Source organism: Shewanella morhuae, from assembly GCF_900156405.1.
In the GTDB taxonomy this organism is placed as follows: domain Bacteria; phylum Pseudomonadota; class Gammaproteobacteria; order Enterobacterales; family Shewanellaceae; genus Shewanella; species Shewanella morhuae.
Map to the genome: position 1 here is coordinate 138,428 of NZ_FTNN01000002.1, position 12,676 is coordinate 151,103.

11 protein-coding genes are annotated in these 12,676 nt (G+C 41.5%); 3 read left to right on the forward strand and 8 right to left on the reverse strand.

What is annotated here, in order from left to right; genetic code table 11:
• The first annotated feature begins 128 nt into the window (after positions 1–128).
• Complete coding sequence (locus BW947_RS02975; RefSeq protein ID WP_076496836.1) at positions 129–287, forward strand: small highly charged protein; 159 nt, start codon at positions 129–131, stop codon at positions 285–287.
• A 337-nt stretch (positions 288–624) separates the two neighbouring features.
• Here BW947_RS02975 and BW947_RS02980 read toward each other — a convergent pair whose 3' ends face one another.
• The 3 genes from BW947_RS02980 to BW947_RS02990 form a co-directional block, all read right to left on the reverse strand.
• Positions 625–1,164, reverse strand: coding sequence for a YfaZ family outer membrane protein (locus BW947_RS02980; RefSeq protein ID WP_076496837.1), 540 nt, complete (start codon positions 1,162–1,164; stop codon positions 625–627).
• Positions 1,165–1,338: 174 nt separating this feature from the next.
• Complete coding sequence (locus tag BW947_RS02985; RefSeq protein WP_076496838.1) at positions 1,339–1,842, reverse strand: GNAT family N-acetyltransferase; 504 nt, start codon at positions 1,840–1,842, stop codon at positions 1,339–1,341.
• Positions 1,843–1,930: 88 nt separating this feature from the next.
• On the reverse strand, positions 1,931–3,301 hold the full coding sequence (locus BW947_RS02990; RefSeq protein ID WP_076496839.1) for a magnesium transporter: 1,371 nt from the start codon (positions 3,299–3,301) through the stop codon (positions 1,931–1,933).
• Positions 3,302–3,450: 149 nt separating this feature from the next.
• Here BW947_RS02990 and BW947_RS02995 point away from each other — a divergent pair, with 149 nt between their 5' ends.
• Positions 3,451–3,936 (forward strand): glutathione peroxidase, encoded by a 486-nt coding sequence (locus tag BW947_RS02995; protein WP_076496840.1) that lies wholly within the window; start codon positions 3,451–3,453, stop codon positions 3,934–3,936.
• A 565-nt stretch (positions 3,937–4,501) separates the two neighbouring features.
• On the opposite strand, the gene BW947_RS03000 is transcribed toward BW947_RS02995, so the two are convergent.
• The 5 genes from BW947_RS03000 to BW947_RS03020 form a co-directional block, all read right to left on the reverse strand.
• Positions 4,502–6,346 carry a M1 family metallopeptidase gene (locus BW947_RS03000; RefSeq protein ID WP_076496841.1) on the reverse strand — a complete coding sequence of 615 codons (1,845 nt, stop codon included), beginning with the start codon at positions 6,344–6,346 and terminating at the stop codon, positions 4,502–4,504.
• A 656-nt stretch (positions 6,347–7,002) separates the two neighbouring features.
• Entirely contained in the window at positions 7,003–7,974 is a 972-nt protein-coding gene (locus BW947_RS03005; protein ID WP_076496842.1) for a PstS family phosphate ABC transporter substrate-binding protein, read from the reverse strand.
• A gap of 224 nt (positions 7,975–8,198) precedes the next feature.
• Entirely contained in the window at positions 8,199–9,497 is a 1,299-nt protein-coding gene (gene phoR / locus BW947_RS03010) for a phosphate regulon sensor histidine kinase PhoR (RefSeq protein WP_076496843.1), read from the reverse strand.
• Positions 9,498–9,578: 81 nt separating this feature from the next.
• On the reverse strand, positions 9,579–10,268 hold the full coding sequence (phoB, locus tag BW947_RS03015) for a phosphate regulon transcriptional regulator PhoB (protein ID WP_076496844.1): 690 nt from the start codon (positions 10,266–10,268) through the stop codon (positions 9,579–9,581).
• A 186-nt stretch (positions 10,269–10,454) separates the two neighbouring features.
• The gene (locus BW947_RS03020; RefSeq protein WP_076496845.1) at positions 10,455–11,423 is read right to left on the reverse strand and encodes a porin; all 969 of its coding nucleotides are present in this window, start codon (positions 11,421–11,423) and stop codon (positions 10,455–10,457) included.
• A gap of 291 nt (positions 11,424–11,714) precedes the next feature.
• Between BW947_RS03020 and rdgC the strand changes: the two genes are divergently transcribed.
• On the forward strand, positions 11,715–12,629 hold the full coding sequence (rdgC, locus tag BW947_RS03025; protein WP_076496846.1) for a recombination-associated protein RdgC: 915 nt from the start codon (positions 11,715–11,717) through the stop codon (positions 12,627–12,629).
• Positions 12,630–12,676 lie beyond the last annotated feature (47 nt).

The window sequence follows — 12,676 nt, forward strand, 5'->3', positions numbered from 1 at the left end:
GTCAAGATATCGCTCTTGTACAAAATATTTCACCATCAATGATGAAATATTTCGCTTTAGCTTCATCTCACCTTTGGGTAAAAAGATCGGGTGCTGCAAATGGCACAGGTATTTTTGGAATTTTGACCATGTCACACTCTTATGAATTTGACGACGATGATGCGCCATGGGGCGATAACGTCAAAGGTAAACAAAAAAGCAAGCGTGTAAAACAACGCCGTAGAGATACAAAGCGAAGTTATTCGGACGATACAGAGGTGAATGTTTATCAGAATAAAACCAAATAACGTGTTTTTAGCGAGTTTACCTAAATAAATTTGTGCTTTATGAAAGTTGACCAAATCCGAGCAAGTTGCAGTCATTGCAACTTGCTAATTCATTTACTCCCCCAACGTTATTATTCATCGAATTCCTCCACTAAATCGCGGCTAATAAATAATCAGTGCAGAGTACACACTCAAGATGAAGTAAATTTTGTAGCAGTACATAAGCTATTCAAAATTCTACTCAATGTCTCAACTGATAACAGTTCATTATGATTGAATACACGGGTCAAAATGTTTACCAATAAAAAAATCGGCTAAGGTTGCCCTTAGCCGATTTTTATAAGTAATGAATAATCACTTAAAAGCGATATTTACCACCAATATAAACACCATCTTCAAAGGTAAAATCACGCGCGTGATCATATTCAAAGGCAATTTTACGGTAACCGACATACAGTGCCATATTTGGCGTTACACGATATTGCACTTTTGAATCTAGCTCATAATGGCCATCAACATTACCAAAAGACAAAACTGAAGGCGCATAATAAGCCGCAGCATGTAAAGAAATTTTTGGTCCCATCGTGAGTACATAACGACCGCCAACAGACAGCGCGCTACCATTGGGCGCATAATCAGCCCAAAGCTGGCTTAACTGTGCGCCCACTTCAACATGATGCACACCCGAATCATGGGTCATATGCATTGCACCTTGAGCAATATGGCCGCTCTCATCTCCGTAGATATAATTTAACACTGCATTGGTATCTTTGCTTAGTTGCAGTTCTAATTCTGTATAAACAACATCATTGTTCAACCCGAGATTAAATTCTGAAGCATTCACTTGCAGCGCCGCTGCACTCAATAATAAGACACTTGCCACTTTGAACTTAGCCATAAAAAACACCTCTATAATGACTGTGGGTAATAAGCGCAGATCATACCGAATCAACAGAGAAAATCAGCTTTTTTACTGTTAAATATTGAAAAATGGAGATAACTCATAACCAAAAAACAAGTAGTAAGCAATTTGCGCACACAAAACAAACCAAGTTACATCACTGAATTAACATTACACTATAGGAATACGATCGCCGACCAAAGACTGCATCACCTTACTTGCATCAATATCATCTGTTAGCGCTAAAAAATACCATCCTACGGTATTACCCGTGCCACGAATACTCAAATAGTCACGCCAAAATTGAAAACCCACCTTGAGTAAATTTGCTTTACTTGCAACATTTTCGTCACGAATCGTGGCATATAAAATAGAAATACCCAGCGTTTGTGCGACTTCGATACGCTTTTGGGTAAGCTGCTGGGCAATTCCCTGCCGCCTATAGTGACGCGATACCACCAAATAACCCAACTCACCGACAATACCCTCTCCCGCTTTAATCGCAGCACAACCAATAATATCTCCCGCGACCGTTTTAGCTAAGATAACGGCTCGAGATTTATAAAAATCTTTATGGTTAAGAGGGTGGGCATTATCATCGCGATTATCGATTAACTGTGCTGCTAAAGCTAACTCAACAGGTACATTACTGATCACAAAATTAATTTTGCTCATAAGGTAACTCAAATCAAACGGTGATAAATACGAATGCTCATTCAGCAACGAGTGTATCGTGCTAACCGCCACGATACACTGCGTGATTTTAGAGATACAGTAACGTAGCCACCCCTAAAAAAGTAAAAAAGCCAATCACATCAGTTACCGTAGTTAATATCACTGACCCTGACAGCGCCGCATCTTGCTTAAACTTTTGCAACACCATAGGCACCACAACGCCAGCTATCGCCGCAACGGCCATATTGATAAGAATTGCACTGCCTATCACAATGCCAATTGTAACTTCATTAAACCACCAACCTGCGACTAATCCGATAACAACAGCCCACAACAGTCCATTAACGATACCAATACCCAGTTCGTTCTTCATCAATGAAAAGAGGTTACCCGCTGATATCTGTCCCATAGCCATACCGCGGATCATCAGCGTCAACGACTGACTGCCCGCGATACCCCCCATAGATGCCACTATCGGCATTAATACGGCTAGAGCGACAACTTGAGATAATACGTTTTCAAATAAACCTATGGTCGCGGAGGCGAGAAAAGCCGTCAGCAAGTTTATTCCGAGCCACACAGCACGGCGCTGAGCGCCTTTCATAATCGGCGCGAACAAGTCATCGGATTCATCCATACCAGCAGTTGCCATCAATTGCGCTTCATAGTGCTCGCGTACTAATGCGGTTGCAGTACGTAAGGTAACTCGACCAATAAGCTCGCCTGCGTCGTCGATTATAGGCAATTCAATTTCACGGCTATGCTCAATCGCTTCAGCAGCTTCAAGTAAACTGGTGTCGGCAGATAAAGCGCGACTGTCATCAGCCAATAATGAAATCAATAATTCATCGGGATTGTGTTTAAAAATATCATAACGACGAACGGTACCTTGATACCTGTCTTTATCATCGACGATAAACAAATTATCGTTACAGTCGAGTTCTATACGACGGAAAAAACGCTGTGCCTGAGCAACGCTGGCCTTATCACTGAGCACCAACATTTGATGATCGGTATAGCGACCGATTTCATTCTCTGAATATTTATCATATAACTCAAATCGTTGTCGCTGGCGTTCGCCCATTTGCGCTAAAGCACGATCGGTAAAACTCTCAGGAAGATAGTCACTCCACTCAATCAAGTCTTCTGGACTTAACTGTGCGAATAGCAAATCCACTTCTTCAGTGGGCATCCGATTAAGGATTCCCATACGAGGATCTGCGCGCATTAAGCTCAATACCGTTACGCGGTCAGCAAACTCAATTTGTTGCCATCGCTCATAACGTTCATCTAATGGCAAGGATTCAAGGGCTAGCGCAATAGTGCCTGGCTCTGAATCATTTAAGATTTCATTGAATACTTCCGCTTGCTCTTCGCCTTCCGCTTCAGTGAGTTGTTGAACAACTTGACCCACATCAGTTGGCATATTGGTCTCATATTCGGCCTCATGTTCTGTCACACAGACGCCCTTATCTTTAGCTACAAAATTATCGTAACTATATTGATAGTTAAGTAAATTAGCAAACGCACAAATAAGTTGCGCGCAATTATATTGTGCATATTGATATTTAAGTTTATGCTTGCAACTAGAACTTAATGGAGGTGAATATGACGACGAATATATACAGCCAGTCAGCAATAGATATTCAGGGCAACACAGTAAGCTTAGACCAGTATCATGACAAAGTGCTTTTGATCGTAAATACAGCCAGTGAGTGTGGATTTACACCGCAATACAAAGGATTAGAAATACTGTATCAACAATACAAAGACAAAGGATTTGTAATTTTGGGGTTTCCTTGTAATCAATTTGGCGCCCAAGAAAAAGCTGACGAACAGAATATCCAAGCTTTCTGCGAACTCAACTTTGGTGTGACGTTTCCACTGTTTTCAAAAGTAGAGGTTAATGGCGAACATACTCATCCTCTGTATCAATACCTTAAAAAAGCAGCCCCAGGCATATTAGGTACTGAAGCTATAAAATGGAATTTCACTAAGTTTTTAATCAACCGGCAAGGTGAGGCAATTGAGCGTTTTGCATCAACGACGAAACCAGAAGCACTCGAAAGTAAAATTGCCGCTCTATTAAAATAACGTTTTATAAACTTGAAATGATTAAACTTATTTATTTTTAAATTTATTTTTAATTTTTTATGGAACTTAACCGTACACGCGCCCTCAAATGTATTGAACAGTGAATGTCTTTTTCATGTTCATCATCTCCCTGGAGCTTCTAGCGCAGCTCCCTTGATCTAGTAATAGGTCACTAGGCAACCATTTGGTTGCCTTTTTTTATCTGCACATCAATTTGTAAAATAAATGTACTCATTGTTGTGCAATAGGAATTTTGCAAAAAGATCATATTTTTTCTGTTCTAAAGGAACTTAATTAAAAACCATGACTCTGAGTATAGGTAAGGGTTAATAGATAAGATTAAATGCACATTGAACCATGAGATTGTTTATCGTTTCATCATTTCAAATGACACAGTTTCTGTTTTATCGCATTTTGACTAATTTGTTGATCGTTCATCATCATCTCCCTTTGGGACACAATAGAAAACACGCTAGCGCACTGAATTCTATTTGTATTCCGCACTGATTTACTTGTGGCAACCATTGGTTGCCATTTTTTTTGCTTATTTTTTCTCAGTTCATTTTTACTCAGTTTTTATATTTAATGCTTTGTCGAGTTGCACTTGAATCGACGGGTGATATGTCGCGCGGGCTTTAGCATAAATGTCAGCTAACTCTTTATGGTATCCAGCAATTTGCAGCTCTGCATAAAGAGGCCGAACAAATTTACCTCGACCGATGTGAGTCAAAAAAGCACTTAAGGCAGGTAATACCGGATCATAGTGATTACGAATCGCTACCCTAAACCAGTCACAGGCTATCTCTGTATTGGTGGATTGCGTGAAATGGAACGTATCGTCCAAATCCATCAATTGCACTTGGCTGATGACCTCAGGTAATTGAGTCAGAAAATATTGCCAATGATGTACTCGCCATCCCTTAACAATTAAGTGAGTTGCGGCAGTACCTTGCAAAAAATGCGCGAGGGCATCATCCACTTTATCTAAACTCGATGACGTCGGAGCACAATAATCCTTGGGTAAACCTACACCATAAACCCAAGTTAACAACTCAGTTTCAGTAATTTTATCTGGGTGTAATTGCACTAAGGTTTGCTGTGCATACTCGACAAACACTTCAGTCGTAATCGCCTGAAAAGCAAAATATTTCACGTAGTTGAATAAGAATTTATCGAACTCTACTCGTCCGAGTCTGCGCTCTAAATCATGGACGAACATTGACGCTTTATCGTAAGTAAAACGATTAAAAGCTAAGTTAGGATCGTCCAGCTGTACATTGGCAGGTAAGGTTTGCTTATCCTTAGGCAAAGATACCGCTTCCTCTTTTAAGCGACCAAACTCAAGCACCCACTCAAGTTCAGCTTGTTCTTTACCGTAAACAGCTTCGACGATGCGATTAGTAAAATAAGTGGTAAAACCTTCATTTAACCAAAGATCACGCCAAGTCGCATTACTCACTAAATTACCGGTCCACGAATGCGCTAGCTCATGGGCGACGGTGGAGACTAAACTCTTATCACCCGCGATTAGTGTGGGCGTTAAAAATGCTAAACGGGGATTTTCCATACCACCAAAGGGAAAACTCGGTGGCAAAATAAGCATGTCGTAGCGATCCCACGCGTAAGGACCGAGTAATGATTCGGCAACCTCCAGCATATATTCGGTATCTTCAAACTCCGCAGCGGCAGCACTGAGCATGTTCGGTTCAGCATATACGCCGCACCTTGGGCCAACTGCTTTGAAAGCAATATCACCCACCGCCAACGCCATTAAATGCGTGGGAATAGGCAATTCCATTTCAAAATAAAACACACCATCAAGTGGTGTTTCGGGAGCATTCATCGCACTCATCACTGCCCGCAATCCTTTAGGCACTTGCACCTTAGCATCAAAAGTAATGCGTGCCTTCGGCGTATCTTGCAAGGGGATCCAACTGCGAGCATTAATGGGTTGGGACTGGCTAAAAAGATAAGGTAAATGTTTACCTGCTGTTTGTTCGGGCATTAGCCACTGTAGCCCTTGCGCTGCGGGAGAGGTTTGATAGTGAATACAAACCTTCTCACAATCTGGCTTTAGCAAATTGATACACAGCTTTTGCCCTAAAATGTAACTCACTTCACTAAAAACATAATCAAGCGGTTCACCATTAACGGTTGTGACAGAAAGCACGGTCAAATCTCGGCTATCCAGCCACAATTCAGTCACATTATGTTGAAGGTATTTTAAAGACAACGTCGCGTAACCAGAAAGACACTGCACGTCAAAATCGACCACTAAGTCCAAAGATACATGGGTGACTTGCACTTGTTCAGTGTTAGCAAAAGAATGGTAATCTTGGGTTAAATCTAAAGTGGGGCTATTGGTTAATCTGCCTGTAGCTCGCTTATTTGGCTTTAACTGATTGTGCATTGATTGGACCACTGTCGCCTCGGTAGCTAAGTTCTGATATTACAGCGCCGTATTGCTATAGCGCTGCGTTTAATACTTGATAGTAGGGTTGGATTATCAACGGCAAATTTGTTCAGAAGCAAATGACAATCACGCTTTCTATGACGTTATTGACATGTTGCAGGCGACTTTTTTGTAACCATCCGTATTATATACGTCGCCCATGGGATCTGCATTCGCAACCGTCACAACTATAGTTACAGTTACAGCTATAATTATAGTTAGCGCCAATGGGTGCATACAGCTTAGTTAAGCGTGTATGCGAGCGAATTAAAAATAAATATTTAAAATATTTCACCGTTTCACTGAACTAATTTAGTTATGTTGAGTCTGATATTATGAACCGAATTTTTGTAATGATTGTTTGTGTTCATCATCATTCTCCTTTAGATGGTTTCTAGCGCGACCATCCCAAGATTCCGATTTGGAATTTACAGCAACCTATTTAGGTTGCTTTTTTTATGCCTTTATCTCAGCGTATTGCTGTTTAATGATTGAAGCTTATTCGCGGTAAAAAAACTAAAATGCCAGCACGCTTAACTTAGATAAAATATTTTACTTATCATTAAAACAAAAAAGGATCTCCGAGGAGATCCTTAATTATCAAGCGCTTTAGTTTACAAACTGATACCGACTTGTTCTAAATCTTTAGCAACTACACTCTTAGGTACGGTCACATAACCATCTTTCTCAACCACTTGCTGACCTTGCTTCGACAAAACATAACGTAGAAATTCTTTTTCCATTGGCGCTAAGTCTTTGTTTGGTTGCTTGTTCACATACACATATAAGTAACGTGATAGTGGATAAGTACCATTAGCCGCATTTTCAGCCGTTGCTTCAATAAACTCGTTACCTTTTTTGGCAATCGCAACCGCTTTAACACCGGCCGTTTTGTAACCGATTCCAGAGTAACCAATGGCATTCAAAGATTGAGATACTGATTGCACCACAGAGGCTGAACCTGGCTGTTCATTCACATTCGCTTTAAAGTCCCCCTTACACAGGGCGTGCTCTTTAAAATAACCGTAAGTTCCAGAGACCGAGTTGCGACCGTAAAGCTGAACGTCTTTCGCAGACCAGTTACCGTCTAAGCCTAAATCACCCCAACGTTGGATATCGCTGCTACCACACTTATGCGTAGATGAAAAAATACCATCAACTTGCTTAAGATTTAAGCCTTTGATTGGATTGTCTTTGTGTACGAAAACAGCTAAAGCATCGATAGCAACACGAATAGCAGTAGGTTTATAGCCATAATGTTTTTCAAACGCTTCTATTTCATTAGGCTTCATCTTACGGCTCATTGGGCCAAATTGTGAGGTGCCTTCAGTTAATGCCGGTGGCGCCGTGGAAGAACCCGCCGCCTGAATTTGAATATTCACGTTAGGATAAATATGTTTAAACTCTTCAGCCCACAGTGTCATCATGTTGGCTAAGGTATCTGAACCTACCGATGATAAATTGCCTGACACGCCGCTGGCTTTTTCATACGTTGGTAAAGATGCATCTACCGATGCTATCGCAGTGGCAGAGAATACACCCGCGGCTGTAAGGGTCATTGCGCCGACAAGTTTTTTCAGTTTCATTATGTGCTCCAGTAATAAGCTAACTAATTTGTAACTTAAGTTTCTTCAGACGCAGCCAGTATCAATCGCTACAATGACAATTCTATGTCCGTGATGTGACACTTAGATGACAATGTAATCTTTTTCGCTTTTTCCTGTCATTTATTGAACATAATGTCTAAAAACAAAAACAGACTCTAATGGTCTGTTCCTATTGTTAATATTGATAATATAAAACTAGATTTTTATTTTTTACGTTCGATAAGATGCTGCGGGATCACAAAACTAAAAATACTACCCTTACCCACTTCACTATGGATATTGAGTTCACTGTGATGATGACTCAGCGCATGTTTAACTATCGCCAATCCTAAACCACTGCCGCCCGTTTGCCTTGAACGGGCACTATCTACTCGATAAAAACGCTCCGTTAATCGTCCTGTGTGTTGCGCAGCAATGCCTTCACCAGTGTCGGTGACACTAAAAAGCCCTCCGCTTGCAACACTGCGCCACTGCACGGTGATTTTACCGCCAGGTTCTGTGTACCGAATCGCATTAGAAATCAAATTAGAACAAGCGCTTCTCAGTTGTAATTCATTCCCGTGGGGATTAAGGCCCGGCTCGCAATAGAAACTGAGCTCGTATCTATCTTGTGCCAATGCCTTTGCTTCTTCCTTAAGCACCTCGATTAACTGATTCATATTAACCGTATTTTCAAGGTTAATATCCGCTGCATCTTCAATCCGCGATAGCACTAAAAGCTGTTCAACCATTGATTGCATCCGCTTTGTTTGCTGCTGCATTAATATCAACGGCTTAATATTCAGTGAATCGGCCTCTTCCATGCTCTGCATCATTTCGAGGTAGCCCTGCAGCACTGTCAGCGGCGTTTTCAGCTCATGTGACACATTAGCGACAAACTCTTTACGCATGCCTTCAAGCTGACGTATGCGGGTAATATCCCGTGCAATGAGCAGTAATTGTCTATCGCCATAAGCCATAATACGAATTTCGAGTAACCGTCTTTCAGACACTGGAGAGGGCAACTCCAGTGGTTCTTGGTATTGTGCAGTTTTAATATAAGCGGAAAAGTCAGGATGACGGATCAAGTTATCAATACGCTGACCATTATCCTGTGGCCAAACAAAGCCGAGAATAAGTTGCGCTAACTTATTGCACCATACAATATTATGCTCTGAGTCGAGCACTACAGCGGCATCTGGTAGGGCTTCTGCACCTTGGCGAAATCGCGCCAGCAATGTGGCGAGTTGACCAACTCGTCGACGATTTTTCCCTTGAAGGCGATAAATGCCGTTAAACACCCCTTCCCAACTCCCATTACCCTGCGGCGGTGTGAGTTTTCTATCTTGCCATAACCAAAAGTTAAGCCGAGATAGCTGCCGATAATGCCAGATAATTAATCCTAGCATGCCGATAATAAGTATCCAGAGGGGCTTACCTATCAATAAACCTATAAACGCACAAAGCAGTAAAAACACAGCTAAGCGCGTAAACAACCGGTACCCAGAATAAGCATTAGACATAAATAAACCCAAACATCTTATCTAAATAAGAGGAGCACAAGATAGCTTAAAAGCTAACTTGCACCTATCACTTATTTGGTACTAGATGCGCGTAGAAAAACGATAACCAGCACCACGAACGGTCTGGATCAAGCGGTCATGTCCGTATTCTTCGACGGCTTTGCGCAGCCGTCTAATATGCACATCAACGGTTCTGTCTTCAACATACACGTTTGTGCCCCATACATTATCGAGCAATTGTTCGCGGCTGTAGACACGTTCAGGGTGAGTCATAAAAAAGTGTAATAAACGAAATTCTGTTGGGCCCATCTCTAATACCGCCTCACCCACACTCACCCTATGGCTTACAGGATCAAGCATTAATCCTTGCACATCAATGGTGTCTTCTAAACGCGTTGGTGCACTACGACGCAATACCGCCTTAATACGAGCAACCAGTTCTTTAGGGGAAAAAGGTTTAGTGATGTAGTCATCGGCACCAACTTCAAGGCCTTTGACTTTATCTTCCTCTTCACCGCGCGCGGTCAGCATAATGATCGGGATTTGGCGCGTAAACTCATCTTGCTTTAAACGTTTCGCCAGTTGAATACCACTGCCACCGGGGAACATCCAATCTAATAAAATTAGATCGGGGTAAGGCTCCTTGAGTAGTGCAATAGCCGAATCAAAATCTTCTGCGGCAGAGGTGGTAAACCCATGCTGCTCCATTACAAAAGTCAGCATCTCACGGATCGCTAACTCGTCTTCAACTATCAATATCCTTGCAGTCATAAGTGATTTTCTGTCAGTGAATGTCAACACAGCTATTATTCGTCATTTTTATTACAGATTTATGAATAAGCACGCTACTAATGCCATTTAGTCGTAATAATTGTCACAATAAGTTTATATAACTGTTTGTTTATAGCAATAAAAAAGGAGGCTATATGCCTCCTAAATTAAGTTTTGCTGCTGAATTTAGAATTTGTGTTCTAAACCAACACCGATATATTTATCATCATCGTTAGACGCCTCTAACGAACGATTAGTGTAAAAAGCAAGAATTTTAGTCGGCTTAGCTAATGCATAATCTGCACCGACTGACCATGAGTCACCAAGGTCTTCCATATCTTGGAACTGAGCTTTTAAAGTAACAGCATCAATATCATAAGCAGCACTTAATAGATAACCGTTAGCACTTTCTGCTGTGACTTCTACTGGCATCGATGTTGCTGAATCATATTTATAGGTTTGTTCTTGTTGCTGGTACATACCACCCAGTTTAATACCGGCTAACTTAGCTTGTAAGCTGGCACGAACAATCTCATATCCCGAAACATCTGAGTCATAGGCAAGGGATGCATAAACGGGGGTTTTCTTTAGTTTCGCATCGCCATACATGGCCGCGACACTAAAACCATCTTGAGCAAATTGACCTTTTACATCATTTCCTTCGGCAACATAGGTAACACCGAATACAAAATCACCAAAGGAAGGTGTAAGGTAAGTCGCCGTTTGAGCAGCGCGAACTTCACCCTTGAACAGTTTACCTAAGTCACCTGAAAGGTCGTTAAACTGATCAACATCACCTTGAGAAATTTTCAACAAGGTATCATTACGCCCCACTGAGAACGAACCAAAGGCGCCTTTCAAACCAACAAATTGGTTACGTGCAGTGAAGTTATCGCTTGATGCTGCCCCCGTATCAACTTGATATTCCACTGTGTAGAAAGCTTCTAACGAGTTAGACAACGCAAAATCACCCTTCACACCAAAACGAGAAGCATTACTTTGAATCGTTGTTGTTGCATCACCTTTCTCATCATTTGATTGAGCAGTGACATTCAACTTACCATACACAGTAAGTGGCTCAGCGGCATAAGCCGAAGCCAGAGTTGCAGAGGCTAGCGCAGAAGCAAGTAGAGTTTTACTAAAAACGTTCATCATTTAATCCTTTGGACGTTATGTTCGTCTTGGTTATTGGTTTGGAACGACCGAAAGTGTGCAATGAATGTGTTTCAGTTTTATTTCATTTGTGACCGTTTAGTTTGCAAGGTAAAAAAACTGACACTAAACCTGGCAAAAAACCCAGTAAAAATAAGGGCTGTAGCTGAGGTAATTCTTATATTACAGTTTGATGAATTTTGATCTGTCGCTAAAAATCAGCTGTTGAACACAGGTTTACCCCGCTCAAACTATGCCGTAAACTGCCACTTTAATTTTCAATGAGCGCCTCTTATGTGGTTTAAAAATCTTACTCTTTATCGTTTCAATAAACCTTTTGCCGTCGAAACCGAAGCGCTAGAAACTGCGTTGGCCGATTTCACTTTTTCGCCATGTTCAAGCCAAGATGTCAGTAAATTTGGTTTTTCTAACGCGTTAGGTAAAAAAGGCAGCTCGTTGGTACACAGCGCCGACAATCGCCACCTGATCTGTGTGACAAAAGAAGATAAAATTCTCCCTGGCCAAGTCATCAAAGAAGTCTTAGAAGAAAAAGTTGCGCTCATTGAAGATGAAGAAAATCGCAAACTGACAAAAAAAGAAAAAGATGCGATGAAAGAGGAAATCATCACCAGTTTACTACCACGCGCTTTCTCGCGTCGTAGCCAAACCCACGCCTTGATTTTACCAGAATTAGAAATGATCCTCGTTGACAGCTCAAGTGCCACTAAGGCTGAAGAGTTATTAGCATTATTACGCAAAGCGCTGGGAAGTTTACCGGTGATCCCATTGAGTTTTAAAGTGCCAGTCGAAGCCAATTTAACTGAATGGCTAAAGCTGGGCAGCGCGCCATTACCCTTTGAAATGCAAGATGAGGCAGAGCTTAAATCCGAAGCTGATGAGGGCGGAATTGTACGTTTTAAGCAACAGGATTTAAAAGAAGACGAAGTGTTAGCTCACCTTGCAACAGGCAAGCAAGTACATAAGTTAGCGCTGCATTTTGGCCAATCAATTGCACTATTATTACAATCGGATGCCAGCGTGAAACGCCTTAAATTCTCAGAAGAGTTTAGAGCAGGTAACGATGAGGTAGGTACTGACGACCCAATGGCGCGTTTAGATGCTGACTTTGCCTTAATGGGCAGCGAATTAGTCGCGCTGATACATGCACTTGTGGCAGCCCTTGGTGGGCTTGAAGACGCACAAGGTTAAGAAAACGAGTGAAACCGATTGAATCGGCAATTTATTTGTTAGTATGA